28 protein-coding genes and 1 tRNA gene are annotated in these 26978 nt (G+C 47.8%); 26 read left to right on the top strand and 3 right to left on the bottom strand.

Annotated features, from left to right (window positions below; all coding sequences use genetic code 11):
* Positions 1-5: 5 nt before the first annotated feature.
* Positions 6-128, top strand: coding sequence for an IPTL-CTERM sorting domain-containing protein (locus MJ769_RS14645; RefSeq protein WP_445083058.1), 123 nt, complete (start codon positions 6-8; stop codon positions 126-128).
* A 144-nt stretch (positions 129-272) separates the two neighbouring features.
* Here MJ769_RS14645 and MJ769_RS03105 read toward each other — a convergent pair whose 3' ends face one another.
* From MJ769_RS03105 to gloB, 3 genes are all read right to left on the bottom strand, one after another.
* Positions 273-449, bottom strand: a complete 177-nt coding sequence (locus tag MJ769_RS03105) for a hypothetical protein (protein WP_239234385.1) — start codon at positions 447-449, stop codon at positions 273-275.
* A 217-nt stretch (positions 450-666) separates the two neighbouring features.
* Positions 667-757: transfer RNA gene (locus MJ769_RS03110), tRNA-Ser, on the bottom strand.
* Positions 758-809: 52 nt separating this feature from the next.
* Positions 810-1574, bottom strand: coding sequence for a hydroxyacylglutathione hydrolase (gene gloB, locus MJ769_RS03115; RefSeq protein WP_239234386.1), 765 nt, complete (start codon positions 1572-1574; stop codon positions 810-812).
* A gap of 48 nt (positions 1575-1622) precedes the next feature.
* Between gloB and MJ769_RS03120 the strand changes: the two genes are divergently transcribed.
* From MJ769_RS03120 to MJ769_RS03240, 25 genes are all read left to right on the top strand, one after another.
* A complete protein-coding gene (locus tag MJ769_RS03120) occupies positions 1623-2363 on the top strand; it encodes a class I SAM-dependent methyltransferase (protein ID WP_239234387.1) in 741 nt (246 codons plus the stop codon).
* Entirely contained in the window at positions 2360-2833 is a 474-nt protein-coding gene (gene rnhA, locus MJ769_RS03125; protein WP_239234388.1) for a ribonuclease HI, read from the top strand. The genes MJ769_RS03120 and rnhA overlap by 4 nt, the downstream gene beginning before the upstream one ends.
* The gene (gene dnaQ / locus MJ769_RS03130) at positions 2830-3549 is read left to right on the top strand and encodes a DNA polymerase III subunit epsilon (protein ID WP_239234389.1); all 720 of its coding nucleotides are present in this window, start codon (positions 2830-2832) and stop codon (positions 3547-3549) included. Before rnhA ends, dnaQ begins: the two co-directional genes overlap by 4 nt.
* A 63-nt stretch (positions 3550-3612) precedes the next feature.
* Positions 3613-4863, top strand: a complete 1251-nt coding sequence (locus MJ769_RS03135) for an NAD(P)/FAD-dependent oxidoreductase (protein WP_239234390.1) — start codon at positions 3613-3615, stop codon at positions 4861-4863.
* Between the two features lie 614 nt (positions 4864-5477).
* Positions 5478-5882: a flagellar basal body rod protein FlgB gene (flgB, locus tag MJ769_RS03140; protein ID WP_239234391.1), complete on the top strand. Its 405-nt coding sequence runs from the start codon at positions 5478-5480 to the stop codon at positions 5880-5882.
* 5 nt (positions 5883-5887) lie between these two features.
* Positions 5888-6286: a flagellar basal body rod protein FlgC gene (gene flgC, locus MJ769_RS03145; protein WP_239234392.1), complete on the top strand. Its 399-nt coding sequence runs from the start codon at positions 5888-5890 to the stop codon at positions 6284-6286.
* A gap of 14 nt (positions 6287-6300) precedes the next feature.
* Positions 6301-6984: a flagellar hook assembly protein FlgD gene (locus tag MJ769_RS03150; RefSeq protein WP_239234393.1), complete on the top strand. Its 684-nt coding sequence runs from the start codon at positions 6301-6303 to the stop codon at positions 6982-6984.
* Between the two features lie 15 nt (positions 6985-6999).
* Entirely contained in the window at positions 7000-8262 is a 1263-nt protein-coding gene (gene flgE, locus MJ769_RS03155) for a flagellar hook protein FlgE (RefSeq protein ID WP_239234394.1), read from the top strand.
* Between the two features lie 37 nt (positions 8263-8299).
* Entirely contained in the window at positions 8300-9043 is a 744-nt protein-coding gene (flgF, locus tag MJ769_RS03160) for a flagellar basal-body rod protein FlgF (protein WP_239234395.1), read from the top strand.
* Between the two features lie 50 nt (positions 9044-9093).
* On the top strand, positions 9094-9876 hold the full coding sequence (gene flgG, locus MJ769_RS03165) for a flagellar basal-body rod protein FlgG (protein WP_239234396.1): 783 nt from the start codon (positions 9094-9096) through the stop codon (positions 9874-9876).
* Between the two features lie 17 nt (positions 9877-9893).
* A complete protein-coding gene (locus MJ769_RS03170; RefSeq protein ID WP_239234397.1) occupies positions 9894-10568 on the top strand; it encodes a flagellar basal body L-ring protein FlgH in 675 nt (224 codons plus the stop codon).
* Positions 10569-10582: 14 nt separating this feature from the next.
* The gene (locus tag MJ769_RS03175; protein ID WP_445083057.1) at positions 10583-11707 is read left to right on the top strand and encodes a flagellar basal body P-ring protein FlgI; all 1125 of its coding nucleotides are present in this window, start codon (positions 10583-10585) and stop codon (positions 11705-11707) included.
* An 89-nt stretch (positions 11708-11796) separates the two neighbouring features.
* Positions 11797-12714, top strand: coding sequence for a flagellar assembly peptidoglycan hydrolase FlgJ (gene flgJ / locus MJ769_RS03180; protein WP_239234398.1), 918 nt, complete (start codon positions 11797-11799; stop codon positions 12712-12714).
* A gap of 184 nt (positions 12715-12898) precedes the next feature.
* On the top strand, positions 12899-14812 hold the full coding sequence (gene flgK / locus MJ769_RS03185) for a flagellar hook-associated protein FlgK (RefSeq protein ID WP_239234399.1): 1914 nt from the start codon (positions 12899-12901) through the stop codon (positions 14810-14812).
* Between the two features lie 6 nt (positions 14813-14818).
* A complete protein-coding gene (gene flgL, locus MJ769_RS03190; RefSeq protein WP_239234400.1) occupies positions 14819-16048 on the top strand; it encodes a flagellar hook-associated protein FlgL in 1230 nt (409 codons plus the stop codon).
* 937 nt (positions 16049-16985) lie between these two features.
* Positions 16986-18224 (top strand): methyl-accepting chemotaxis protein, encoded by a 1239-nt coding sequence (locus MJ769_RS03195; protein ID WP_239234401.1) that lies wholly within the window; start codon positions 16986-16988, stop codon positions 18222-18224.
* A 9-nt stretch (positions 18225-18233) separates the two neighbouring features.
* On the top strand, positions 18234-18602 hold the full coding sequence (locus tag MJ769_RS03200) for a response regulator (protein WP_239234402.1): 369 nt from the start codon (positions 18234-18236) through the stop codon (positions 18600-18602).
* A 33-nt stretch (positions 18603-18635) separates the two neighbouring features.
* Entirely contained in the window at positions 18636-18968 is a 333-nt protein-coding gene (locus MJ769_RS03205) for an STAS domain-containing protein (RefSeq protein ID WP_239234403.1), read from the top strand.
* 2 nt (positions 18969-18970) lie between these two features.
* The gene (locus MJ769_RS03210; RefSeq protein ID WP_239234404.1) at positions 18971-21181 is read left to right on the top strand and encodes a chemotaxis protein CheA; all 2211 of its coding nucleotides are present in this window, start codon (positions 18971-18973) and stop codon (positions 21179-21181) included.
* Positions 21182-21226: 45 nt separating this feature from the next.
* The gene (locus MJ769_RS03215; RefSeq protein ID WP_239234405.1) at positions 21227-22867 is read left to right on the top strand and encodes a methyl-accepting chemotaxis protein; all 1641 of its coding nucleotides are present in this window, start codon (positions 21227-21229) and stop codon (positions 22865-22867) included.
* Positions 22868-22879: 12 nt separating this feature from the next.
* Positions 22880-23419 (top strand): chemotaxis protein CheW, encoded by a 540-nt coding sequence (locus MJ769_RS03220; protein ID WP_239234406.1) that lies wholly within the window; start codon positions 22880-22882, stop codon positions 23417-23419.
* A 144-nt stretch (positions 23420-23563) separates the two neighbouring features.
* Positions 23564-24370, top strand: a complete 807-nt coding sequence (locus MJ769_RS03225; protein ID WP_239234407.1) for a CheR family methyltransferase — start codon at positions 23564-23566, stop codon at positions 24368-24370.
* Entirely contained in the window at positions 24367-24894 is a 528-nt protein-coding gene (locus MJ769_RS03230) for a chemotaxis protein CheD (protein WP_239234408.1), read from the top strand. The genes MJ769_RS03225 and MJ769_RS03230 overlap by 4 nt, the downstream gene beginning before the upstream one ends.
* Positions 24895-24900: 6 nt before the next feature.
* The gene (locus MJ769_RS03235) at positions 24901-25974 is read left to right on the top strand and encodes a protein-glutamate methylesterase/protein-glutamine glutaminase (RefSeq protein WP_239234409.1); all 1074 of its coding nucleotides are present in this window, start codon (positions 24901-24903) and stop codon (positions 25972-25974) included.
* Positions 25975-26122: 148 nt separating this feature from the next.
* Positions 26123-26839, top strand: a complete 717-nt coding sequence (locus MJ769_RS03240) for a DUF2490 domain-containing protein (protein WP_239234410.1) — start codon at positions 26123-26125, stop codon at positions 26837-26839.
* Positions 26840-26978 lie beyond the last annotated feature (139 nt).

Genomic DNA, 26978 nt, shown 5'->3' on the forward strand with positions numbered 1-26978 from the left:
CGGCGGTGGTTACACCCGTAGCGGGCATACCGACTAGCATTCCCACCCTGTCTGAATGGGGTCTATTGCTGCTGGTTAGTCTGCTCGCGCTACAGGCTCTGGTAGTGCTGAGACGCAAGCCCCGGTAATAGCGGCAATCTTTGTAGCAACATTCACTGCAACACGCCCACTTCGGTGGGCGTTATCACGTCTGGCAGGCCGACTGACGGTGGGTTCTAATGTTTTTCAACACATGCTTCCAGATTGACTATGTTTGAAAAGCACGGAATATTTTAAAAAGTGGTTTTAAATCTTCTATTATTTTTCGCACGCAAACTCACCAAACGATTGCGAAAGTTGGCGTCGGCTGTCTGCCGGTTGCCGCTAACCCAAGCAATCACAAGATCTAGTTTCAAGGAGACAATCGCCTTCAGATCGAGGCCGCACGGCTGCTCACGGCCTTTTGTCATATACTCGCCGAAGCGGCGCGCGCGTGGCGCCCTTCAAGCCGCCGGACTGGCACCGCAAATTTGCAAACATGGAAGCATTAAATCTTGAAAACCGGGAACTGGTATATATCCTCTAGTTATTTGTACATCAAGCAATGTAGCCTGATAAACAGCAGGAAGAATATTTGCGGCAATAAAATAAAAAATCCAGCATATTCACTGGCTTAACTTACATCATTGGCGGAGAGGGCGGGATTCGAACCCGCGTTAAGATATTATCCTAAACACGCTTTCCAGGCGTGCGACTTAAACCGCTCATCCACCTCTCCGAAGGTCGCGCAGAATAAACCAGAAAGGGTTTTGTCGCAATCGAAAACAATTTCAAAAGTTATTTTTTAAGGTGCGAAGGGCCGTAAAGATACTGATGTCGTCGCTTTCTTTAATTTGCGCCATGCGCAATGTGGTGGCGATGACTGTTGGCTCAGCACAGCGTAGAAAAGGATTGGTGGCTTTTTCCAGGGCAATAGTCGAAGGTAACGTTGGACGTCCGGCAGCGCGTAACGCCTGCACATCTGCTTGACGTTGTTTGAGACTCGCATTGTCGGGTTCGCAAACTAACGCAAAGCGGATGTTGGCCTCGGTATATTCATGTCCACAATATACTTTTGTTTCGTCTGGTAAATTTGCCAGCTGTTGCAGGGAATGGAATAGTTGCGCAGCCGTTCCTTCAAATAACCTGCCACAGCCGCAACCGAACAGGGTGTCGCCGCAAAATACGCTGTTGGCGCCAAAATAAGCGATGTGTCCGAGGGTATGACCAGGGATATCAATAACGCTCATCTTTATTTCTAACTCCGGAATTTCAATTACATCACCTCCGCCAAGCTTATGATTGGCGCAGGGAATATTTTCAAGCTGTGGCCCATACACAGGCACGTTGTATAATTCAGTCAGTTTTTTTACGCCGCCAACGTGATCGTTGTGGTGGTGAGTGCACAAGATGGCGGTCAGTTTGAGTTTGTGCAGGTTGAGATAAGCCAGTACAGGTGCGGCATCACCCGGATCAACTACCGCAGCATATTGTTTGTCGTGCAGCATCCAAATGTAATTGTCATTGAACGCAGGGATGGGAATAATATTTAACATGGATATGTCCGTTTTTTATTTAGCAATACTCAATTAAGAGAGTATTGCATGTCAACCAAAAATACGCTGAATGATTGGTTCGCCACGCCTCCGGGGAAATACTTGCTGGAGTGCGAGCAGGTATTGTTTGATCACAGTGTAACTGACATTTTCGGGTTTAATGCGCTGCAACTCGGGTTGGCCGAACATGATTTTCTGCGTGCCAGTCGTATGCCGCTACGCGCCGCGGTGGGGAACGAGGCCAGGGTGCAAGTGCGGCTGGATATGGATGAATTACCATTCGAATGCAGTAGCGTGGATTTGGTGCTAATGCCACATGTTCTTGAATTCAATGCTTACCCACATCAAATTTTACGTGAGGTTGAGCGTGTGTTAAGGCCTGAGGGAAATGTCATTATCAGTGGCTTCAATCCGCGTAGTCTGTGGGGAGCTAGGCGTGTGTTGGGTTCGCAGACGAATTTCCCCTGGTGCGGAGATTTTATAGCTTTGTCGCGATTGAAGGATTGGCTGGCATTGCTGGGATTTGTAGTGGTAACGGGGCGTTTTGCTTGTTATGCACCTCCGCTTACGAATCCAAATTTTCTTAACCGTTTTAATTTTATGGAGCCAGCGGGCGACCGCTGGTGGGCTGTTTGGGGCGGGGTATATTTTTTGCAGGCGATTAAGCATGTACCGGGGATGAACCTGATCATGCCAAAATGGAACCGAGGACTGGTTGGCAAACTTTTACCTGCAGCGCCTAAGCTGAATAGAGAAGTATCACAGTGTACTAAAACGGAACCTGAATGAGCGAACTTGTGGCAGTGAGTGAAGATAGTGTAGAAATTTATACAGATGGGGCTTGCAAGGGGAATCCCGGCGTGGGCGGCTGGGGCGCGCTGTTAAAAATTATGGGTAAGGAGCGCGAGTTATGTGGTGGCGAAGCGCATACCACCAATAATCGCATGGAGTTGCTGGCCGCTATCCGCGCGCTGGAAGCATTGAAACGACCGTGCCGGGTAATCCTGCATACCGACTCAAAGTATGTGCAACAGGGCATTAGTGTCTGGGTGCATAACTGGAAGCAGCGTGGCTGGAAGACTGCCGACAAAAAACCGGTCAAGAATGAGGACTTGTGGCGTACTCTGGATAAGCTGGCAAGCAAGCATCATGTTCAGTGGATGTGGATAAAAGGACATGCCGGGCATGATGGGAACGAGCGTGCCGATGAATTAGCCAATCGCGGTATTGAGCAATTATTGAATGAAGGCATGAAATGAGACAAATCGTGCTGGATACTGAAACCACCGGCCTGGACCCCAAGAAAGGGCACCGCATCATTGAGCTGGCGGCTATCGAATTATGCAACCGCAAAGTTTCTGATCGACGTTTTCACCGCTATCTCAACCCAGAACGCGAGATTGATGCCGGCGCGGCCGAAGTGCATGGCCTGACGCTGGAGCGTCTACAGGACGAACCAAAATTTGCTGAGATTGCACCAGCGTTGCTTGAGTTTATCCGTGGCGCAGAACTCATCATTCACAATGCGCCGTTCGATGTCGGGTTCCTTAATGTTGAGCTGGAACTATCCGGACTGCCTGTGTTGAATACCTATTGTGCAAGCGTCATTGACACACTAAAGCTGGCCAAGGAGTTGCATCCTGGCAAGAAAAATAATCTGAACGCATTGTGTGACCGTTACCAGATAGACAACTCTCACCGCACCTTGCATGGCGCGCTATTGGATACCGAGCTGTTGGCAGAAGTTTATCTGTCTATGACGCGCGGACAGAAAAGTTTACTGGATGAAGAAGGCAATGAACAGGAAGATGAGCCAACCATGGTTTCTTCAGATTTGTCACGTTTAGAGCTGCGTGTGCTGTCTGCTAATGATGAAGAGCTGGCGCAGCACGCGCAGCAGTTGGCCGATATCGATAAAGCCAGCAAGGGCGCATGTATATGGAAACAGTTGGAACTTTTGGAGGTGCAGCCGTGAGTCCTCATATTAGAAGCATGGCCAAGCTGACAGGCTGTTGAAAGCGGCTAGTTGTCTGTTGCGATGAGTGTCAATGTGGATGTGTTGATCATCGGTGCCGGCGCGGCTGGCATGATGTGCGCCATTGAGGCTGCACGCCGTGGCCGTTCGGTGCAGCTGCTTGATCATTCTAAGAAACTGGCGGAGAAAATCCGCATCTCAGGTGGTGGCCGCTGCAACTTCACCAATTTGTACGCCAAGCCGGAAAACTATTTATCTGGCAATCCGCATTTTTGTCGCTCCGCATTGGCGCGCTACACCCCCCAGCATTTCATCACATGGCTTAACCAGCATGGCATCGGATATAACGAAAAAAAACTTGGGCAACTGTTTTGTGACGAAGGATCGGCAGTCATTATTGCGCTGCTAAAAAACGAGTGCGATGCAGCGGGAGTAAGCTGGCTTATGTCTTGCGAAGTGCATAAGATTGAGCGCCTACCCCCCATTTTTCCGCAAACAGGAGAAGGGCTAAAAGTCAAAAGCAATAGCGGCCCATCAGCCGAACGATTTAGTTGCAATACCAATCATGGCACTTTTCTCGCGCAGTCCTTGGTGATTGCCAGCGGTGGCCTGTCTATTCCCAAGATTGGCGCAACACCGTTCGGTTACCAACTCGCGCAGCAATTCGAAATCCCCGTGACCAAACTAAAGCCGGGGTTGGTTCCATTGAGTTTTCATCCGGATGATTGGGCGCCTTATGTTGATCTCGCCGGAATTTCTGTGGATGCTGAGGTAAGCTTTGGTGAACAAGTTTTTCGCGAAAATCTCCTTTTTACCCATCGCGGCCTCAGTGGCCCCGCCATCTTGCAAATTTCATCTTATTGGGAGCAGGGCCAGCCGCTGCACATAAATTTGCTGCCGGATCACGACACGCTGAAATTGTTCGCGCAGCAACGAGACAGCCGCATGTTGCTCAGCAACTTTTTTGCGCAATATTTGCCCAAGCGGTTTATTGAAATATGGTGCGCCCAGCTGGCCAGTGCTAATTTTTCCGGTAATAAACCCATTAACCAATATTCGGACAAGGAGATCGCAGCACTTGCCTCCAAACTGCATAATTGGCAAATAACACCTAGTGGCACATTGGGCTATACCAAGGCTGAAGTTACCTGCGGTGGTGTTGACACCCATGCCTTATCGTCTAAAACCATGGAAGCCAATGACGTGAATGGCCTGTATTTTATCGGTGAAGTAGTTGATGTAACAGGTCAGCTGGGTGGCTACAATTTTCAGTGGGCGTGGTCATCTGGATATGCTGCCGGGCAATACTGTTGAATTTTCTGCACAAAATTCTGCATCCACTTTCTGATGTCAATTCTTCTGACAAAGGCTCTCTTTAGGGTACAGATCAAGGTAAGTTGAGGAGCCGATACCCTAATTAATGGTGAAACAGGGGAAGACTTCCAGAATGCCAGCACTGGTATCGGATGTGGCGTCAGGGGGTACCCTTTGTTTCGACCTCATCTTAGATTGGTGATTCCTTGCTGGCAACCACGAGCTTGCCAAGCGTTGGCTTGATCCACATCTCGAAATCACCGATCAGCGAACTCCATCAAGACAGAAGCGAAAGCTTCACCAAAAGTTCGGATGTATGGCAGTAATCTTTACCTTCACACAATCATTGATTGAAAGCTTGGCAAAAAGTGGGCGTTCATGTATGCCGTGAGGTAACTTAATTTATTGTTATTCATTGTAAATCAATAGATTGAAAGACTATTGTGATCTGTTTTATTACTCTCATCTTAAATCCTTCCTCAGTTTTAATTTTGTATTTATAACGTGAAAATTAAGGTGCTTTCCCATGCTTATTCGTTCAATAGTCATAGCGCATTGGTGTTTAGTATGTGCTTCGTGGAAGAAGTAGAAACACTTTGAAGGAGGTAAATAACATGGTCAGTAAAATTGACGATGCATTCCAGTTTAATCGAACCGTGCTGGATCTACGCTCGGTGCGTCAGGAGCTCATTGCTTCCAATATCGCTAATGCCGATACACCCAACTACAAGGCAAAAGATATTAATTTCGCCAAGGCGTTGCAAGGAGCAATTTCAGGTAACACGGCGAAGTTGCAGTTGGCAGGTACCGCGCCTCAACACTTGAGCGGTGGCACAGGTAAAAACGTAATGGGTGCGCCAGTAATGTATCGCAATGTGGTGCAGCCTAGCGCAGACGGTAACACGGTAGACATGGATGTCGAGCGTGCGCAGTTTGCTGACAATGCCTTGCGCTATCAAGCCAGCGTGAAATTTGTGGACGCTCAAATAAAAAGTGTATTAACCGCGTTACAAGGATAATTTTTATGTCTTTATTTAATATCTTTAACATTTCAGGTTCGGCGATGGCAGCGCAGTCGCAGCGTCTGAACGTAGTGGCAAGCAATCTGGCCAACGCCGACAGTGCAACGAGTGCAAATGGTCAACCCTATCGTGCCAAGGAAGTGATGTTCAGTGCCACGCCGATGGAGGGTGGTGCCGGTGTAAAGGTGTCGGGGGTGGTTGAAAGTGCTGCACCAATGCAAGTGCGTTACGACCCCAAACATCCCATGGCCGACGAAAAAGGCTATGTCACCATGCCCAATGTTAATGTGGTTGAAGAGATGGTGAACATGATTTCGTCCTCGCGTTCCTACCAAAATAATGTGGAAGTGATGAATACCTCCAAGAGTTTGTTGCTCAATACACTGTCTATAGGTCAGTAACGAAAGGATAAACCATGATTAGCGCAATTCAAGATACCAACCCTGCTGCCGCACTTATTTCTTCGCTTAATGCCAATAGTAATTCTGCGTCGAATACTAAAACTACCGCCGCTGATACGGAGGATAGATTTTTGAAGCTGTTGGTTACTCAAATGAGGAATCAGGATCCGTTGAATCCCATGGATAACGCGCAGGTGACATCGCAGCTGGCGCAACTTAGCACAGTAACCGGCATTGATAAGCTTAATGCCACCTTGCAGGCCTTAAGTGACAGCATGTCCCTTGGACAGTCATTATCAGCCACTAGCATGATAGGACACGGGGTTTTGATTTCAGGTTCTTCAATTACTTTGAACGATGGCAAGGCAATTGCTGGGATAGAGCTGACTCAGCCTGCTGATAGTGTAAAGGTGCTGATACAGGATGTTGCAGGTAATCTTATTAGTACATTGCAAATGGGCCCTCAGAAGGCTGGTGTGACAGCACTGGCATGGGATGGCCAGACAGATGCAGGTACACCTGCCGTAAATGGAACCTACAAATTTTCGGTAGAAGCAATACTGGACGGTAATAAAGTTGACGCTAATGCACTGACCTTTGGCATGGTTAATGCTGTAACTCCAGGCGTAAATGGCGCTACTTTGGACGTGGGTACAGCAGGTAGCGTTGCGATGTCTGCAGTAAAGCAAATTATCTAACGCAAGGAGAGTGACATGGGATTTCAACAAGGATTAAGCGGATTAAATGCTGCGGCCAAGAGTCTGGACGTAATCGGCAATAACGTAGCTAACGCGAGTACCGTTGGTTTTAAGCAATCGCAAGCCCAGTTTGCGGATGTGTATGCCAGTATCTTGGGTGGCTCAGATTCGGCAGCAGGGATTGGCACTAGAGTTTCAACAGTGGCTCAGCAATTTGGGCAAGGGAATGTCAGTGTAACCAACAACCCCTTGGATATTGCGATTAACGGCCAGGGCTTTTATCAAATGGATAACAATGGCGCGATAACTTACAGCCGAAATGGCCAATTTCAATTGGATCGAAACGGTTTTATAGTGAACGCGCAGAGCCATAAGTTAACCGGTTTATCAGCTAATCCGTTGACGGGAGCTATCACGCAGGGCAGTTCGGCACCCTTGCAAATTTCTACGCAATCTCTTGTTCCCCAATCTACTTCCACATCTTCAGTTGGTGTAAATCTGGATTCTCGACAGTTAGTGCCTACCACGCCTATTTTTAGCCCGACTGACTCAACCTCTTACAATAGTTCTACCGCATTAACGGTATTTGACAGTTTGGGTAATAGCCATATTGCAACTCAGTATTTTGTGAAAAATGCGACTGTGAATACTTGGGATATCCATATGACCGTAGATGACCTCGGTCTGGATGGAGCAGCTGCGACGGCAACGAATACCCTGTTAGGGACATCTCCTACCTTAACCTTTAACTCAACCGGTGCTTTAATTACACCAGCAACGGGTGATGTAACGGTGCCTGGTGGCGGCATCGTGTTTTCGACAGGTTCGACTACACCTCAACCTTTGGTATTAAATTATATTTCTTCTACGCAATTTGGTGCGACATTTGCAGTGAATCAGCTGACTCAAAATGGTTTTACATCAGGTCAGTTGAGCGGTTTTAGTACCAGTGCAGACGGTACTATTTTTGGTCGCTACACCAACGGTCAATCCAAGGCATTGGGCCAGGTTTTGCTTGCTAACTTTACTAATCCGCAGGGCTTGCAGCCATTGGGCGGCAATGAGTGGAGTGCTTCCGCAAGCTCTGGTGCACCACTGGTAGGTACACCTGGCAGCTCAAGTTTGGGCGTGCTCCAGTCTAGCGCAGTGGAAGAATCCAACGTGGATTTAACTGCAGAGTTAGTGAATATGATTGTGGCGCAGCGTGTATATCAGGCTAACGCACAAACCATCAAGGCACAGGACTCAGTGCTGCAAACGATTACTAACCTGCGCTAATTAGTTTCCTGATGGCTGGTTAACTGAGGAGAAGACGATGGACAGGCTTATTTATACCGCTATGAGCGGGGCCGCGCACACGATGCAGCAGCAAGCGACGGTGGGGCAAAACTTATCCAATGTTAATACCCCAGGCTATCGTGCTGCCGTTAATGCTTTTCGTGCAGTACCACTGGTTGGCGAAGGTTTGCCAACGCGTACTTTCGTGGTGGATTCCACGGCTGGTACCGACTTTTCGCAAGGCGCAATGCAGCCAACCGGTCGCAATCTGGACTTGGCGGTACAAGGTAACGGCTGGATTGCCGTTCAACTGGAAAATGGCAGTGAGGCGTATACCCGTAATGGCAGTTTAAAAGTTTCACCCGAAGGTATTCTGCAGACTCGTAACGGTTTGAACGTGGCCGGTGATACTGGTTTTATTACTATTCCGCCAAATACCGAGGTTACCATAGCCACGGATGGCACCATATCCACCGTAACTAGTGGACAGTTGCCTAACCAGGTTGCGGTGATTGGGCGGATCAAGCTCGTGAACCCGCCGGAAGCTCAGATGGTGCGCGGTGACGATAGCTTGTTTCGCACTCTGGACGGTAAGCCTGTCGCGGCTGATGTAGGAGTGAAAGTAGCGTCCGGTAGCCTGGAAAGCAGCAATGTGAATACTGTTGATGCAATGGTTAGCATGATTTCGCTGGCGCGGCAATTCGATATGCAGATGAAAATGTTGCAGAGCGCTGACAGCAACGCCAAGCAGGCCAGCCAATTGCTGAATATGAATGCTTGATTTCGGCGTGATTAATCGCGCGCCTATAAATTTTTTAAAGGATAGTGACCATGATACGTTCCTTATGGATTTCTAAAACGGGACTGGAAGCGCAGCAAGTTCAGATGGATGTAATCGCTAACAATCTTGCGAACGTTAGCACTGTCGGATTCAAACGTTCGCGTGCGGTGTTCGAAGATTTGTTGTATCAGACTATACGTCAGCCTGGCGCGCAATCTTCGCAACAAACTCAGATACCTTCCGGTTTGCAGATCGGTACTGGCGTGCGTCCGACTGCTTCTGAGCGCATTCAAACCCAGGGTAACGTGCAGCAAACCAGCAACCAGTTTGACGTGGCGATACAGGGAGCGGGTTTTTTTCAGGTATTGATGCCGGATGGAACGACAGCTTACACACGAAGTGGATCATTCCAGACTGACAACCAGGGGCAACTAGTGACTTCAAGTGGTTTTGCAGTGCAGCCTGCTTTAACTATTCCTAACAATGCTACCAGCGTCACTATTGCCCGTGACGGTACAGTGTCGGTGACACAGGCCGGGGTTGCGGCACCGGTGCAGATCGGTAGTATGCAATTGGCTGTTTTCATTAATCCGGTGGGTCTGCAAAGCCAGGGCGAAAATCTGTTTGTAGAAACTGCATCGTCTGGAACGCCCAACACCAATGTACCGGGTACCAATGGTGCTGGACTTTTGACTCAGGGCTATGTGGAAACCTCGAATGTGAACGTAGTTGAAGAACTGGTTAACATGATACAGACGCAGCGTGCTTATGAAATCAACTCTAAGGCAATCACGGTTTCGGATCAGATGTTACAAAAATTATCGCAGATGTAAGTGGAGTGAGATGCGCGATGTGGAACTTGTCTAGCTGGATTATATGTGGAGTGATGTTGGTTCTTGCGGGTTGTGCACATACTCCTTCGACCAACATTCATCAGCCGATGACTGCACGTGCGCCCGATAAAAAAACTGAGACTAATAACGGTTCCATCTTTCAGGCTGGGCAGAATGAGCGGCCACTGTATGAAGGCAAACGCGCGCGTAACGTGGGTGATATCCTCACCATAATTATTTCTGAAACGACCTCTGCAGCTGGTAAATCGAGTACTGGCGCGGAACACAATGGAAGTATTGCTGTGCAATCGCCGATCATTACGCAAATTCCGGGCGATAAATTGAAGATGACTGGTATAGGTATTGCTGGTACCACAAATGGCAGTTTAGCGAACAAAAATGATACTACGGGTAACAACACCTTTACCGGCACGGTCACAGTGACCGTGATTGAAGCTTTAACAAATGGCAATTTATTAGTCAGCGGTGAGAAACAGGTAGGAATTAATCAAGCTCGTGAGTTCATCCGTTTTTCCGGCATAGTCAATCCGTATACCATTACTGGCAGCAATACCGTGCTATCTACCCAAGTGGCAGATGCGCACATTGAATACAAGGGTGCCAATCATATTGATATGTCGGTAATCTCGAGCATGCTAGGGCGTGTCTTCATGTCTGTATTGCCGTTCTGAAAAGGATTTGTGTGATGGCTATATCCCAACTCATTATGCAAATTACTAGAATAATATTGCTGATATTGCTAGTTACTGTGTCTTCTTACTCATACGCTGAACGTATCAAGGATCTCGCCAGTATTCAGGGTGTACGGGAAAACCAGTTGCTTGGTTACGGCTTGGTTGTTGGCCTAGATGGCAGCGGTGATATGACTACCCAAACGCCATTCACTGTTCAAAGCGTGATTAGTATGTTGACGCAAATGGGGGTCAGTCTGCCGCCCGAAATTACCCTGCAATTGAAAAATGTGGCAGCGGTAATGGTGACGGCAATGCTGCCGCCATTTGCGCGTCCCGGACAAACCATAGACGTTACAGTTTCTTCTATGGGCAATGCAAAAAGCCTGCGTGGAGGAACACTTTTAATGACGCCACTTAAAGGTGCAAACGGCCAGGTGTACGCTATGTCGCAGGGTAATTTGCTGGTTGGTGGTGTGGGAGCTGCAGTCGGCAATGCCAAGGTGCAGGTCAATCATTTGAGTGTCGGGCGCATTCCCGGTGGGGCAACCGTAGAACGAGCCGTGCCGACCGTATTGGGGCAGGGCGATTTCATTAATCTTGAATTAAAAGAGATGGATTTCACTACTGCATCGCGTCTTGTTGCTGTTATCAATTCGGAACTCTCGCCGGCTACGGAAATTGCTGCTGCATTGGATGGTCGCACTATTCAGGTGCGCGCGCCAATAGGCAGCGCGCGTGTGGCTTTCGTTTCGCAGGTCGAAAATTTGCAAGTTGACCCCGGGCGGGAGGGGGCGCGTGTGATCGTAAATGCACGTACCGGCACGGTCGCTATGAATCAGATGGTGACGTTGGAAAATTTCGCGATCTCACACGGCAATCTGACGGTGGTGATTAATTCCGATATCAAGGTGAGTCAACCAAATCCCTTATCCAAGGGCAAAACGGTGCAGACAGCCAATACGACGATCGACATTCAGTCCGATAAGGGTGGGTTAGTTATGTTGAATAAAGGCGTATCGTTGGGCGAAGTGGTGAAGGCGCTGAATTCGATAGGTGCAACCCCGCAAGATCTACTGGCTATCTTGCAGGCAATGAAGTCTGCCGGGGCGTTGCGTGCTGAACTCGAGATCATTTAATGAGTATTTCACTAAATATTACAACATCCTCTTGTGTTGCTTCAACTGACTATCTAGTTTGGATATTTTAATTCATTGAGATACCGATAATGATTAACCCAATCGACATTTCTGGCAAGACCGATGCAACCGGTAGCTTGGCGATGAGTGCGCAAAGCTTGGATAAGTTACGACTGCAGGCCAAACAGTCGCCAGAGCAGGCACTAAAATTGGTTGCGCAACAGTTTGAAACAGTATTTATGAATATGATGCTGAAATCCATGCGGGAGGCTACACCGCAAGATGGCATGTTTGATAACGAACAGACCAAAATGTTTACCGGAATGATGGATCAGCAACTGGTGCAGAACATGTCCAGTCGAGGAGTAGGCTTGGCTGATATTATGATCAAGCAGTTGAGCCGGCCAGCCAGCTCTGATGTTGCTCAGGCACGAGCAGAGCCTGTATTGGCTGAGCCAGTACCAGTGCGCTCAGCTAGTGTGATGCAAACGCCGTATGGTGACAGCGTTGCGAATGGGATAAAAAATACCCCCTCCCAACCTACCACGCCTCAGCAAGATTTTGTGCGACGCATGACACCTCATGCCGTGCAAGCGAGCCAGGAAACTGGAGTGCCGACACATCTGGTGTTGGGACAGGCTGCGCTGGAAAGTGGCTGGGGCAGGCGGGAGATACGACAATCGGATGGCAGTACCAGCTTTAACTTGTTTGGGATCAAGGCTGGTGGTAACTGGAACGGAAAGGTAGCGAACGTGGTAACTACTGAGTTCCACAATGGAATAGCAAGCAAGCAGGTAGAAAAATTCCGCGCTTATTCATCTTATAGCGAAGCATTCAGCGATTATGCTCATCTGTTACGAGATAATTCGCGCTACGCTGAAGCGCTAAAGTCAGGGCAGGGGAGCCATCAGGTAGCCCATGCATTACAGCGAGCGGGTTATGCGACTGATCCTCAATATGCAGATAAATTGGTAAAAGTCATGAATAGGATTAATACGATAAGCTAATGGCGTTGCTAAATTCAAGAAATTTTTCAGTGCGTCGATAACTTGCATAACGTCATGAACTTTCGGGTTAGATGGATCACTTGTGTTCACGCAAACAAGGAGAAGATTGTGATTGATTATCCCCTTTCATTTTGGGCTAAGTACATACGATCAGTTTAAACACGTAAAGTGTGGCGGGGAATTTATGGGAATCGGAATTTTCGGCAGTGGGGTTAGCGCATTGAATGCAGCCCAAATTGGGTTGTCGACAGTTGAACACAATATTGCCAATGCAAATACGCCCGGTTTTAATCGACAGGTGATAGTACAGAACGCACGTTTATCTCAGGAGACTGGTGCTGGGTTTATAGGCCAGGGTGTAGAGGTCAGTACTGTCAAACGAATATATAACGAATTTCTGTCTACCCAGGTTTTGCAAGGGCAGGCGCAGGCCAGTCAATTGGAAACCTATTCCCAGCAGATCGGCCAGATCAACAATATGCTGGCCGATTCCGATGCTGGTCTGTCACCTGCATTGCAGGATCTGTTCAGCGCGGTAAACAATGTTAGCAGTTCGCCCGAGTCGCAAGCCGCACGGGAAGCCATGCTGGGGAGCGCACAGTTTTTGACGTCGCGATTTCAGTCGTTAGATCAGCGCATGAGCGACATTAGTAATAGCATCAATGGCCAGATTAGCACCAGCGTATCAAGCATTAATAGCTATGCGCAGCAGATTGCGTCAATGAACAAGAGTATCGTGCTGGCACAAGCGGCATTCAATGGACAGACACCAAACGATTTGCTGGACCAACGTGATCAGCTCGTCTCGCTGTTGAATCAAGAAATCAAGGTAAACGTAGTTAAGCAAAACGATGGCACTCTCAACGTTTTTATCGGATCGGGGCAATCATTGGTGGTGGGAGAACAGCCCATTGCTTTGAAGGCCGTTCAGTCGCTCAGTGACCCCTCCAGGACCGAGGTGGCGTTTAGCTCAGGTGCAACCGTTATTCGTGCGCAGCAAAATAGTTTTCAGGGTGGCAATTTGGGAGGGCTTTTAGCCTTCCGCAGCGAATCACTGGATGTTGCACAAAATACCTTGGGTCGGGTGGCCTTGGTATTGGCAGATACGTTTAATCAACAACACCAGCTCGGGCAGGATCTAAATGGCGCTCTGGGCGGCAATTTCTTTACTCAGGCTGTGCCTTTAGTTAATACCAATGCCGATAATTCAGGTACCGCTACCATTAGCGCCAGCATTACCAGTTCTTCAGCGTTGACCGACAGCGATTATTCGTTACGGTTTGACGGGGGGACTGCCTATACGCTGACGCGCCTTTCAGATAATACGGTTACGTCCTTGGCTACTTTGCCACAAACGGTGGATGGACTTACGATCGCCACCACTGCGGGAGCAGTGGCAGGCGATCGCTACATGATACGTCCGACTGTAAATGGAGCACGTGACATTGCTGTTGCTATTAGTGACACCTCCAAAATTGCAGCAGCAGCGCCAATTCGGACAAATGCATCATTGGCAAATATTGGCTCGGGCCGTATTAGTGCGGGCACGGTCAATGCCGTTTTACCTGTTGATGTCAATTTACAGCAACCAGTCAGCATTGTTTTCGATAACCCACCGACTACATTTACTGTAACAGGCACTGGTATTCCAGGCTCCCCGGCAGCTGGCGTGGCCTATACCGAGGGTGCTCCTATCACCTACAATGGCTTTACCTTGCAGATTTCCGGTGCCCCAGCTGCTGGGGATACTTTTGCTGTGACCAGCAATATCAACGCTACAGCTGACAATCGTAATGCACTGCTATTGGCAAATTTGCAAACCCAAAACACAGTGGCGGGCGGAACTGCCTCTTATCAGAGTGCTTATGCGCAACTGGTCAGTCAAGTTGGTAATAAAACTCGCGCACTGGAATTGACCAGCCTGGCGCAAACCAGCATGGTTAATCAGATTATTCAAACGCAACAATCGATCTCTGGAGTGAATCTGGATGAGGAAGCGGCCAACCTGTTGCGTTATCAGCGTGCCTATCAAGCTGCAGGTAGGGTGATTCAAGTTGCCAATACCTTGTTTGATACTTTGTTAAGTTTAGGGGGGTAACAAGCCATGCGTATTAGCACTAGCAGTATTTACAATGCCAACGTAAGATTGCTTAATCAGCTGCAGTCGCAGCAGTTGCACACCCAACAGCAGATCGCCACTCAGCGACGCATCCTCACGCCAGCAGATGATCCGATAGCTGCAGCGCGGGTGCTGATACTATCGCAAGCAGATGCTACCAATTCACAATTTGCGATTAACCGGAATACTGTGCAGCATTCCGCCTCGTTGTCTGAGACCGTTTTACAAAGCGTAACTAATTTGCTGCAAGACGTCAGAACAGTAGCGGTTAATGCAGGTAACGGAGGGTTGACTAGCTCTGATAAGCAAACCCTTGCAACGGATTTGAGTGGGCGTCTGGACGAGTTACTTTCGTTGGCAAACAGCACAGATGGAGTAGGTAACTTTCTCTTTTCTGGTTTTCAGGGCAGAACACAACCTTTTTCCAAGAATAGTGTTGGTGTCATCAATTATCAGACAGATGGTGGTCAGCGCCTGATTCAGGTCGATAGTTCCAAACAATTGGCGGCTAACGATTCCGGCGCAGACATTTTTATGCGCGTCAAGAATGGCAATGGAACGTTTCTTACCCAGTCGGCAAACACAAATACTGGGGGTGGCATCGTCAACCAAGGAGCGATTGTTGATCCGGCATTACTTACAGGAAATAATTATGAGGTGACATTCACTGTGGCTGCCGGTGTGACAACTTATGGCGTGACAAATACTACGCCGGGAGCATCGGTGCCGGTGCCAATAGCAGCCGGTACTCCTTACGTCAGCGAACAGGCAATCAGTTTTGATGGCTTGCAGTTTGATGTCTCAGGCACACCAGCGAACGGGGATGTTTTCACTGTAACGCCCAGCACCAACGAAAGTATATTCGAGACCATCTCTGGTTTGATAACTGCTCTGAGAACACCTAATCCACTGGGAGGGGCGGTTGCAGCAGCGGCATTTACCAATAGTAACAATCATGCGATAAACAGTCTGGATCGTGGTATCGATAGTGTGTTGACGGTACGTGCCTCGTTGGGGTCTCGCCTGCGCGAGCTGGATGCGCTGCAAAGTACAGGGGCCGATATGGGGCTGCAGTTCAAACAGACGTTATCGCAATTGCAGGATGTGGATTTGAACAAGGCGATCAGCGATCTAACCCAGCAAAAAATCACCCTTGAAGCAGCGCAGAAATCTTTTCTAGCGGTGTCTGGATTATCCCTTTTTGACTTTATGTAAAAATTTTGTGCTCATGTTCCTGCATTGTTAATTTTAGATGCATTAAATTTTTGAAAAATGTCGTTAAATGTTAACGACGATTTTCAAGTTAACACTAGTAGATAATTCCATTAAAAAAATTACAAATAAACCGTAGCGGCTCTATGTGAAATAGAGTGGGAATCAACTTGAAACTCCCGCAGAAGCGGCATATCCGTTCGTCCTGAGCCTTTCAAAGGATGAACGGATTTTATTTTCGCCAAATAAAAAACTCCCCCAGCTGCCTTGCATCGTGATTTCTTTCTTTTTGCAGCTCTAGCCTTTGATTCACATTTCGATTAATAAGTACATCTCTACAAATCCAATTTTGCGAGCAGCCGCTTCGCAGCTTGCCTGCAGACCCTGTTGCGTCACAATATGGTGTTACTCAAAAAATATTATCGCTTATATATCAAATATATGCTGCGCTAAAATTTTTTTACTTGTGCCTTGTCTTGCTTAGGAATTTGAATTTTTAGAGGCACCCTAAAGCGTTTTCCTGCGTGACACATCCTTGCGATCAATCTAGCTCCATCAGTAGGTACGTTTCGGTATAACCCTCGCATTCCCGGGCCTCTTACTGGTCGACGCGTCTTCAAGATTGTCAGTGTGGCCGATGTAACAGCTACCATCTGCACAGTTGAAATGTATACCCGAACATTTTTTTTCTTTTTAAACCTATCCATCCTTCGACAAAATCAGGAAAACGGACTTATAAAAATTTCGTTCGTTTTGTCTGTCGAAATTGAATTGATTTTTAACTGATTATTCCTTTCTCGTTAATTCTCTATTTATAGAATGGTTACTCATCACGAATCAAATCGAGACGATTAATTATTTAAGATTATTAAATAATGGCCGTTAACTGTTTGACGATTTCATTTTAATAAAAGCTGAATAGAAAGTTGAGGGAAAAATAATGACAGCACGAAAAATTAATTCGGCAGCAGATAAAGCTACTGCAACATTTTGTTGGGGAATTGCTTTGGGTACCGGTTTTGCCGGTGCTTCTATGTTGCTTATTGTGAGTGGAGTTGGCTTGGCTGGCATTGTGTCTGCTGTAGTGCTGGTTGGAGTATCAGCAGCTCTTGGAGAGTGGGGCGCTCGCCGTCATCGAACCTTGCTTAGGCAAGCCGTAGCCAATGAGATGGTCAATGTGAAAGCAAAATTTGAAGTCGAACTTGCGAATGCTGGTGTAGGTGGCTTGGAAGATATATGTGCTGAGGTGGTGCCTATCTGGTCTAGGCAAGTCGAAACTACTCGTAATCAGACTGAAACAGCTATCACAGAATTGGTAAATCGTTTTGTCGGTATAAACGCAAAACTGGAGGCATCGGTCAATGCTTCGCAAAGTGCCGCCGGTAACTTGGCAGGCAATACCGAGGGTGGAGCATTGACGGTAATGACACAAAGTGAGTCATCACTGACCAGCGTGATTGATTCCATTAGGGATGCGCAGCATAGCCGCAACGATATGCTGAATCAGGTTAGAAGCCTCAATGATTACACTGGCGAACTGAGAGCGATGGCCGTAAAGGTAGCAGAGATTGCCGCTCAAACAAACTTGCTTGCTTTAAATGCTGCGATCGAAGCTGCGCGTGCCGGTGAAGCTGGTCGTGGGTTTGCTGTAGTGGCAGATGAGGTACGTAAACTATCTAGTCTTTCAAGTGAAACTGGTAAAAAAATGTCGGGTACGGTGGATATTATCAGCAACGCCATCGCCAGCGTATTCAAGATCGCTGAAAGCTCTTCCGAACATGACTCCAAGTCAGTTGCAAATTCTGAATCTATTATTCAACAAGTTCTGCAAAGCTTTTCCAACGTCACTACGAATTTGTCAGACTCTGCCGAGCAGTTGCAACAGGAAAGTGCAGGTATTCGCGATGAATTATCTGATGTGCTGATTTCACTGCAATTCCAGGATCGCGTCAGCCAGATACTGGCTCATGTGCGCAACAACATGGAAAAACTGCATCAGCACTTGCAGCAATATAAGCAGGACAAGGCGGCATCTATTCCTGTTAAGCCCCTCAATGTTAAAACATGGTTGGCTGAGATGGAAGCGCTTTATGCCACTCAGGAACAAGTACACACCCATCGCGGGAACCAATCCGGCGCGGCCACGAAAGCCACGAAACAGGAAATCACATTTTTTTAGGAGGAAGTTATGGGTAAGGCAATATTGATAGTTGATGATTCCGCCAGCGTAAGGCAGGTCGTCAGCATTGCATTGAAAGGTGCAGGCTACGACGTGATTGAGGGATGTGACGGTAAAGATGCCCTGACAAAACTGAATGGGCAAAAAATTCACCTCATTATCAGCGATGTGAATATGCCCAACATGGATGGGATTACCTTCGTCAAAGAGGTAAAAAAGCTAGCCAATTACAAGTTCACGCCGATCATCATGCTTACCACCGAGTCCCAGGAAGGCAAAAAACAGGAAGGTCAGGCCGCTGGCGCCAAGGCTTGGGTGGTTAAACCGTTTCAGCCGGCGCAAATGCTTGCTGCCGTGTCTAAATTGATATTGCCTTAGAACGTGGCAATCAGAACTACATAAGGAAATACCATGCCTATTAGCTCAAGAAATAACAATGGACAGTCGCTACTGCATATTGAGGGTGACATGACTATTTACACTGCCGCCGACATGAAGGATGAACTAATGAACCATATTGCTCAACCGTGCGACCGAGAAATTGATTTGTCAGAAGTCAGTGAAATGGATAGTGCTGGCCTGCAAATTCTTATCCTGGCTAAGCGCGATTCTGAAAGGCACGGTACCAGTCTGCGGTTAACCGGGCACAGTCGTGCTGTGCTGGATGTGCTGGATATGTGTAACTTGGCGCCTTATTTCGGCGATCCGGTAGTGCTTTCTTGCAATGAGAAAAAGGGACAATAAAAATGAGTTTAGATCTTGATCAAGCACTGCAAACTTACATCGCCGAAGCACGAGAACTACTGCAAGATATGGAGGATTCGTTGCTGCGGCTTGAAGCGGATCCGAGTGATGCCGACACAATTGGCGCTATATTTCGAGCCGCGCATACTATTAAGGGATCAGCGGGTTTGTTCGGATTAGATCCCATCGTCAGTTTCACGCATATTGTAGAAGATGTGCTGGACAGAGTACGCGATGGAGACGTTGTTATTGAGGCCAATCTGATCGCGGTATTACTCGAAAGCGGCGATCACATGTTACACCTGGTTGACGTAGTTGCCGCTCAAGGTGGGCAATTGGATGCCGAAGCCATTGCTCGGGAAAGTGGTTTGCGTATCCGGCTGCAAGATTATCAAGCTAATCAGGATAGCTCAAAGTCAAATAATGTAGTTCAAGTGGAAACTGAAGCTTCATTTCAATCCAGCGGGGGTGGTTTTGTAGAGACAGACAATTGGCACATCTCATTGCGTTTCGGCGAGAACGTAATGAGAGACGGGATGGATCCACTTTCTTTTCTCCGTTATTTGTCTACTCTTGGAGAAATTGTTTCCATTACTACCATGTTCGATGCTCTGCCGCCTGCAGATAAAATGGACGCAGAATCGTGCTATCTCGGTTTTGAAATTGACTTTAAGTCGGATGCGGACAAGGCGACTATCGCGGGAGTGTTTGAATTCGCGCGGGAAGGCAGCCTTATTCATATTCTGCCGCCGCATAGCAAGCTGACGGAATACATCGACTTAATTCGTTCATTTCCAGAAAATGAAACGCGCTTGGGCGAAATCCTGGTGTCCACAGGGGCGCTCACCCAACAGGAACTGGAAGATGGGCTAAGCGAACAGCAAACCAGCACCCGTTCGGACGGTTCTACAACGCCGCTGGGTGAAATTTTGGTAGATCAACGCTCGGTCGAACATGAAGTCGTGCAAGCCGCACTGGATAAGCAAACTCAGTCCAAAGATAGTAAAAGCAAGGAAAACCGTTACATCCGCGTGCATGCCGACAAGCTGGACGAATTGATCAATATGGTAGGGGAGTTGGTGATAGCCGGAGCGGGTGTAAGTTTGCTTGCCCAACGTGTTAGCGATAACGGACTCCAAGAAGCAACTTCAGTGATGTCTGGGCTAGTGGAGGAAATACGCGATGGCGCATTGCGTCTGCGTATGGTGCCCATCGGTGAAACCTTCAGCCGTTTTCAGCGCGTGGTGCGTGATGTTGGCCGCGAGCTTGGCAAAGACATTGAACTGGTAATTACCGGTGCAGAGACCGAGCTGGACAAGACCGTTGTAGAAAAGATTGGAGATCCACTTATGCATCTGGTGCGTAATGCAATGGATCACGGTATCGAGTCTGCTTCAATCCGTCAGGCCGTGGGTAAGCCCGCTAAAGGTACGTTGCGGCTTAACGCCTACCACGATTCGGGAAGCATCGTGATTGAAATTGTTGATGATGGAGGCGGCCTTAATCGTGACCGAATTTTGCAAAAGGCCAGAGAACGCGGCTTGATTGCCCCTAATGTAACGCCACCTGATAGTGAAATCTACAACATGATTTTTGAGGCAGGTTTCTCTACTGCAGAAGCGATAACCAATCTTTCAGGTCGAGGCGTAGGGATGGATGTGGTTAAACGTAACATCACTGCACTGCGCGGCACCGTAAGTTTGGATAGTGCGGTAGGCCAGGGCACTACAGTCAGTATTCGCTTGCCACTTACCCTCGCGATTATCGACGGCTTTTTGGTAGGGGTAGGAAAGTCCAGCTACATAGTGCCGCTGGACATGGTGCAGGAATGTATTGAACTTTCTGAAAAAGATCGCCAGGAGACGCGTGAGCGCAGCTATCTTAATCTGCGCGGCGAGGTATTGCCCTTTGTGAAGCTGCGTGATCATTTTGAAGTGGAGAGTATTGGTGGCTCGCGGCGTGAGAACGTGGTTGTAGTGAGCTGCGCAGGACAAAAAGCAGGGCTGGTGGTAGATGAATTAATGGGTGAATTTCAGACCGTGATCAAACCACTGGGCAAAATTTTCAGTACCCTGCGCGGCATCAGTGGCTCGACCATACTCGGTAGCGGCGAAGTGGCGCTGATATTGGATGTGCCATCGTTGGTTCACCAGGCGGTCAATCAGGAATCACAAAAGGTTTCAACCAGGCAATTGTCTCATTCAGTAATGTAGTAACCCACAAATTTAATTAATAAATAATAACTAAGGATATAAATCATGTTTAAGAATATGAAAATAGGTATGCGTTTGGGATTGGGTTTCGGTCTGGTGGTGATTTTACTGCTGATTACTGCGGCCTTAGCTATCACCCGGCTGTCGCAACAGAATGAGACTCTGAATCTGGTGGTGAATGATAGGTATATGAAGTTAGCATTGGTTGGGGAAATCAAGAGTGGAACCACCGCTATCGCCATCTCATTAAGAAACATGATTCTCACAGATAATCGTGATGACCGCCAGAAACAAGAGGAATCAATCACTAAAGCGCGGACAAATATACTAGAAAATGTTGAAAAACTGCAAAAAGTGCTTACTTTGCCACGTGGAAAGGAGTTGTTACAGGGTCTTAATGATGCCAGAGTCAAATATGTAGATGGCTACAAGTATCTGATTGGGATGATAAATGAAGGTAAAAAAGACGAATCGCGAGCATATTTGAGTAACGAGCTGCGTCCTGTTTTGGCGGCATACCAATTAAAGTTGGATGCATTGAGCGACTTTCAAAAAGAGTTAGTGCAGACGTCCGTCAAGGAAGCCGGCGAAAGCTACAACACTGCACGCAGCATGATGCTGGTGTTAGCGGCCATCGCCTTTGCATTGGCCGTAGGCATCGCTTTCTGGGTTACACGCAGCATAACCGGGCCACTTAATATAGCCGTAAATGTATCAAACCGCTTGGCCGAAGGTGATCTGACTGCAAATATAGAGGTGACATCTAAAGATGAGACGGGTCTATTACTTGCAGCCATGCAAAACATGGTGGGTAAATTGTCACAAGTTGTTACCGAAGTGCGTGGCGCGTCAGACGGTCTTTCCAGTGCTTCTGAAGAAGTAAGTGCGACTGCTCAATCCATAAGCCAGGCTACTAGCGAACAGGCCGCCAGTGTGGAAGAAACCAGTGCCTCGGTCGAGCAGATGAGTGCTTCCATCAATCAAAATACCGAAAATGCAAAAGTCACCGATGGTATGGCCAGCAAAGCTGCCAAGGAAGCGACCGAAGGGGGCGAGTCGGTGCAGCAGACCGTGTCTGCCATGAAAGACATCGCCAAAAAAATCAGCATTATTGATGACATTGCCTATCAAACTAATTTGTTGGCACTCAATGCCGCTATCGAAGCCGCACGTGCGGGTGAGCATGGCAAGGGTTTTGCAGTGGTGGCAGCAGAAGTACGCAAACTGGCAGAACGCAGCCAGGTGGCGGCGCAGGAAATCGGCGAACTGGCGTCCAGTAGCGTGCATATGGCGGAGAAGGCGGGCAAGTTGTTGGATGAAATGGTGCCTTCCATCAACAAGACTTCTGACCTGGTACAAGAGATCAGTGCTGCATCGGAAGAACAGTCTTCAGGTGTGGGTCAAATCAATACCGCTATGAGTCAATTGAGCCAGATCACCCAGCAGAATGCATCTGCATCAGAAGAACTGGCAGCTACCGCTGAAGAAATGAGCGGACAGGCGGAGCAACTACAACAGACGATGGAATTCTTTAAAATTGGAACGAATGCCAGCGGCAGTCAACGCAAGGCAGCGGTGAACAGGGTGGCGGCGGACAATAACAAAACTACACGTTCAGCTAAGGTAAAGACTGGCATGCACGCCCTCGCTGGCATCCCAAATGAAGCTGAATTTGCCAGATTTTAATAGGAGACAGCCATGGGCGCACTAGTTAAAAAAGAAATTCATGCAGCCGTTTCGCAGCAGGAAGAGGGGCAATATCTAACCTTCCTGATTGGCGGTGAAATGTTTGCCATCAGTATCTTGGGCATTAAAGAGATCATTGAGTACGGTAACCTTACGACCGTACCGATGATGCCGGATTTTATCCGCGGGGTGATTAATTTACGGGGCGCAGTTGTGCCGGTAGTGGACATGTCGGCGCGCTTTGGTCGCACGACATCCGAAGTTACGCGGCGTAGCTGTATCGTCATAATTGAAGTTGAAGCGGATGAAGAAAAACAGGATGTTGGAGTAGTAGTGGATTCGGTATCAGAAGTTCTGGAAATACCGGCAGCTGAAATTGAACCGGCACCGAGCTTTGGTGCCAGGATCCGGGCTGACTTTATCAACGGTATGGGTAAAGTGAATGGCAAGTTCGTCATTATTCTAAATGCTGACCGCGTGTTGTCGGTGGATGAAATGGCCAAGCTTTCAGGGATAAGTAGTTCGGAGATCACTCAGGCAGAGCTAGTGTAAGAGGGATAACACTCACGGTGGACGACGGATGGGAAAATACAGGTGTAACTAACCAGAAATCCAACCTGATGTTCTCTGCTACGGCAGTAGCACACATCCTTGGCAGATCAACCATTCACAATTAACGGTAGAACAAAAAAGCTAATGAATACCCAAACTCTAAGAGATGATGAGTTTAATCAGTTTCGTACATGGCTACATCGTACCGCCGGAATTAATCTTTCTGATGCAAAGAAAGCGTTGGTTGCTGGCCGTCTGTCGAAGCGGCTGAAGCATCATGATTTGACCAGCTATGGTGATTATTTCCGGCTGATTACTCAAAGTACACAAGCAGCAGAATTGCAGGTTGCATTAGATCTGCTTACCACCAACGAGACCTATTTTTTTCGCGAGCCCAAACATTTCGATTTTCTGCGCGGGCAGGTTTTGCCCAAGGTACAAGCAGGAAAAACATTTCGTTTGTGGAGCGCAGCCAGCTCGACCGGCGAGGAACCTTATAGTCTTGCGATGACACTTGCCGATGGCTTGTCTAGCACGCCCTGGGAAATCGTCGCGTCCGACATCAGTGTTCGAGTTCTTGAAAAAGCCCGCTCTGGCCACTATGACATGGAACGGGCGCACAATATTCCGCAGTCTCTGCTCTCGAAGCATTGTCTAAAGGGTACCGGCTCTCAAGACGGCACTTTCATGATTGAGCGCAGCCTGCGCAGTCGCATGCAATTCATGCAGATTAATCTGAATACAGCACTGCCGAAGTTGGGGGAATTTGACGTTATTTTTCTGCGTAATGTCATGATCTATTTTGATACAGATACAAAACGTCAGGTTGTCGCACGCATGTTGCCGTTGCTGAAGCAAGATGGTTATTTCATTGTCAGTCATTCTGAAAGCCTTAACGGGATCACCGATGGGCTGAAATTAGTTACGCCGTCTATATACCGCAAGCCATGAAAATACCGCAAGCCAAGAAAAAACCCGACTTTGTCCTTGATATATTTTTGCAGCCGGGCGATTTCCATTTCGGCGATGCGGAGACCAGCATCCGCACTGTGCTGGGGTCGTGCATCGCCATTACTGTGTGGCACCCCAAGCGCCTAATCGGTGGCATGTGTCACTACATGCTGCCGGGTGGGCGGCGTATAGAGCCGGACAGGCTGAACGGCAAGTATGCAGACGAGGCGATATTGATGTTTTTGCGTGAAGTAAAGCGCAGTAAAACGATTATTGATGATTATGAAGTCAAGATATTTGGAGGCGGTAACATGTTTCCTAATATCGTTAAAAAAGAGAATAGCGGGGAGGTCGGGAAAAAAAATGTGCAAATGGCAAAAATACTCACCGATCTGCACGGCTTTAAAGTTATTGCGCACGATGTGGGTAAAACCGGTCACAGAAATGTGATCTTTGATATCTGGAGCGGTCATGTCTGGGTTAAGCATGTGAGCAAGGCGTTGGAATATCAAAGCCAGGAGTAAAATAAAATGAAAAAAATAAAGGTGTTACTGGTTGACGACTCGGCGGTAGTGAGACAGGTGTTGCAAGCGGTATTGGATCAGGAACCGGACATTCATGTCATTGGTGCAGCATCCGATCCAATTTTTGCTATGGAAAAGCTTACTCGCGAATGGCCGGATGTGATCGTGTTGGACGTGGAGATGCCGCGCATGGACGGCATTACCTTCCTAAAGAAGATTATGGCCGAACACCCCACGCCAGTGGTAATTTGTTCTACGCTTACGGAAAAGGGCGCGGAAACTACTATGCAGGCGCTTGCGGCCGGAGCAGTTGAAATTATTACCAAACCCAAAGTCGGGTTGAAAAGTTTTTTGCAGGAATCATCCAACGATCTAGTGGGTGCGGTGAGGGCGGCTGCACAGGCCAATGTCAGGCGTCAGGTCAGAGTTGCCGCCCCGTTACCACAAGTGGCGGAGAAACTTAATGCCGATGCCATACTTTCAGCAAGCACAGCTCATTCTATGGCGCAGACCACTGAGCGTATTGTTGCCATCGGTACCTCGACCGGTGGTACACAGGCTCTGGAAGCCGTGCTGACAGCACTGCCGCGAGTGTGCCCCGGCATAGTTATCGTGCAACATATGCCGGAAAAATTTACTGCCTTATTTGCTTCACGCCTTAACGGTCTTTGCCAAATTGAAGTGAGAGAGGCAAAAAATAACGATCGCGTTATTCCAGGTCTCGCCCTGATTGCTCCCGGTGGCAAGCATATGTTACTTAAGCGCAGCGGCGCGTATTACCATGTTGAAGTGGTGGATGGCCCTTTGGTTAACCGCCATCGTCCGTCAGTGGATGTTCTGTTTCGCTCGGTAGCCAAGTTTGCGGGAAAAAATGCCACCGGCATCATTATGACTGGTATGGGTGACGATGGTGCACGAGGACTGAAAGAAATGCTGGACGCTGGTGCTCCCACGGTAGCGCAGGATGAAGCAACGTGTGTTGTGTTCGGTATGCCCAAGGAAGCCATTAAGATGGGCGCCGCAAAAAAGGTGGTGCCTTTGCATGAAATGCACTGGGCTATTTTGGGAAAATCCACGTAACTATAGGCTGATGGAAGATACACGATGATACGGTCTTTGTATTGCCTGACCTGAGTCGCCATCTTAAACAGATTGAAAATTATGCTGATGGGTTAAGTCGAGATCAGTTCAGAGTGTTTGCCCAGTATTTTATGAGGAAGAGAATGAAATGTTAACTAAAATTAATACGCTTTTGGCATTAACAATATCAAGTTTATTTGTCTCGGGCCCAGTTAATGCTGCAAAAGATATAAACGATACCCAAACTTGGGGCACTGCAACAGCGACTGGTAGTCTAGCGTCTTTTCATCCAGCATTAACTAATTTTAAATACTGGGCAGAAATTCAAGGGCGTTTTGGCGATGACACGTCGCGCTTTTCTCAAGCGATCATTCGTTCCGGGATAGGTTATGCGCTGAACAATACAACGAGTGCCTGGGTAGGTTATGCTTTTGTTCCCACTGCAGCACCATTTTCAAAAATTACATTCAACGAACGAAGAGTTTGGCAACAATTATTATGGAACGATAAGCTTTCGTTTGGAACTGCCAGCAGTCGGAGTCGTCTGGAAGAACGTTTAGTGCCTCGTTTAGGTGATGATACCGCACTGCGTTTTCGTCAAATGTTTAAAATATCGGTGCCGCTGATTGCAGCTCCATCCTACAGCATAGTGGCAAGCGATGAGTATTTCTTAAATCTCAACAACGTCGACTGGGGGCCTCGTAAAGGTTTCGATCAAAATAGAGCTTTTATAGGGGTAGGCTACAATTTAAGCAGCAAAATTAAAACCGAAATCGGTTATATGAACCAGTATATTAATAGGCCACTTACCTCAATAAATCGAAACGACCATATTTTATCGATTAACTTTTATTTCAATAATTAAATACAATTTCATTCGGATGTCCTCGCCAGAAGCTATCTGGAAGATGCGTTATATCAGCGATTTTAACATTGAGAGGTGGCCTCACAAATTCAGACAGTTTGATAAGTGAGGTCGGTTGTCAATAATGGACACCAACGGG

This window comes from Candidatus Nitrotoga sp. BS (assembly GCF_927797785.1).
GTDB lineage: Bacteria > Pseudomonadota > Gammaproteobacteria > Burkholderiales > Gallionellaceae > Nitrotoga.

Coding starts and splice junctions, on each gene's coding strand:
- MJ769_RS03220 (WP_239234406.1), top strand. CDS start 22,880: ATGGGCGCACTAGTTAAAAAAGAAATTCATGCAGCCGTTTCGCAGCAG.
- MJ769_RS03225 (WP_239234407.1), top strand. CDS start 23,564: ATGAATACCCAAACTCTAAGAGATGATGAGTTTAATCAGTTTCGTACA.
- MJ769_RS03120 (WP_239234387.1), top strand. CDS start 1,623: ATGTCAACCAAAAATACGCTGAATGATTGGTTCGCCACGCCTCCGGGG.
- flgK (WP_239234399.1), top strand. CDS start 12,899: ATGGGAATCGGAATTTTCGGCAGTGGGGTTAGCGCATTGAATGCAGCC.
- MJ769_RS03195 (WP_239234401.1), top strand. CDS start 16,986: ATGACAGCACGAAAAATTAATTCGGCAGCAGATAAAGCTACTGCAACA.
- MJ769_RS03240 (WP_239234410.1), top strand. CDS start 26,123: ATGTTAACTAAAATTAATACGCTTTTGGCATTAACAATATCAAGTTTA.
- MJ769_RS03200 (WP_239234402.1), top strand. CDS start 18,234: ATGGGTAAGGCAATATTGATAGTTGATGATTCCGCCAGCGTAAGGCAG.
- gloB (WP_239234386.1), bottom strand. CDS start 1,574: ATGTTAAATATTATTCCCATCCCTGCGTTCAATGACAATTACATTTGG.
- MJ769_RS03150 (WP_239234393.1), top strand. CDS start 6,301: ATGATTAGCGCAATTCAAGATACCAACCCTGCTGCCGCACTTATTTCT.
- MJ769_RS03215 (WP_239234405.1), top strand. CDS start 21,227: ATGTTTAAGAATATGAAAATAGGTATGCGTTTGGGATTGGGTTTCGGT.
- flgE (WP_239234394.1), top strand. CDS start 7,000: ATGGGATTTCAACAAGGATTAAGCGGATTAAATGCTGCGGCCAAGAGT.
- MJ769_RS03105 (WP_239234385.1), bottom strand. CDS start 449: ATGACAAAAGGCCGTGAGCAGCCGTGCGGCCTCGATCTGAAGGCGATT.
- MJ769_RS03210 (WP_239234404.1), top strand. CDS start 18,971: ATGAGTTTAGATCTTGATCAAGCACTGCAAACTTACATCGCCGAAGCA.
- dnaQ (WP_239234389.1), top strand. CDS start 2,830: ATGAGACAAATCGTGCTGGATACTGAAACCACCGGCCTGGACCCCAAG.
- flgJ (WP_239234398.1), top strand. CDS start 11,797: ATGATTAACCCAATCGACATTTCTGGCAAGACCGATGCAACCGGTAGC.
- flgB (WP_239234391.1), top strand. CDS start 5,478: ATGGTCAGTAAAATTGACGATGCATTCCAGTTTAATCGAACCGTGCTG.
- flgF (WP_239234395.1), top strand. CDS start 8,300: ATGGACAGGCTTATTTATACCGCTATGAGCGGGGCCGCGCACACGATG.
- MJ769_RS03230 (WP_239234408.1), top strand. CDS start 24,367: ATGAAAATACCGCAAGCCAAGAAAAAACCCGACTTTGTCCTTGATATA.
- MJ769_RS03175 (WP_445083057.1), top strand. CDS start 10,583: ATGGCTATATCCCAACTCATTATGCAAATTACTAGAATAATATTGCTG.
- MJ769_RS03135 (WP_239234390.1), top strand. CDS start 3,613: ATGAGTGTCAATGTGGATGTGTTGATCATCGGTGCCGGCGCGGCTGGC.
- MJ769_RS03205 (WP_239234403.1), top strand. CDS start 18,636: ATGCCTATTAGCTCAAGAAATAACAATGGACAGTCGCTACTGCATATT.
- MJ769_RS03235 (WP_239234409.1), top strand. CDS start 24,901: ATGAAAAAAATAAAGGTGTTACTGGTTGACGACTCGGCGGTAGTGAGA.
- rnhA (WP_239234388.1), top strand. CDS start 2,360: ATGAGCGAACTTGTGGCAGTGAGTGAAGATAGTGTAGAAATTTATACA.
- flgG (WP_239234396.1), top strand. CDS start 9,094: ATGATACGTTCCTTATGGATTTCTAAAACGGGACTGGAAGCGCAGCAA.
- flgC (WP_239234392.1), top strand. CDS start 5,888: ATGTCTTTATTTAATATCTTTAACATTTCAGGTTCGGCGATGGCAGCG.
- MJ769_RS03170 (WP_239234397.1), top strand. CDS start 9,894: ATGTGGAACTTGTCTAGCTGGATTATATGTGGAGTGATGTTGGTTCTT.
- flgL (WP_239234400.1), top strand. CDS start 14,819: ATGCGTATTAGCACTAGCAGTATTTACAATGCCAACGTAAGATTGCTT.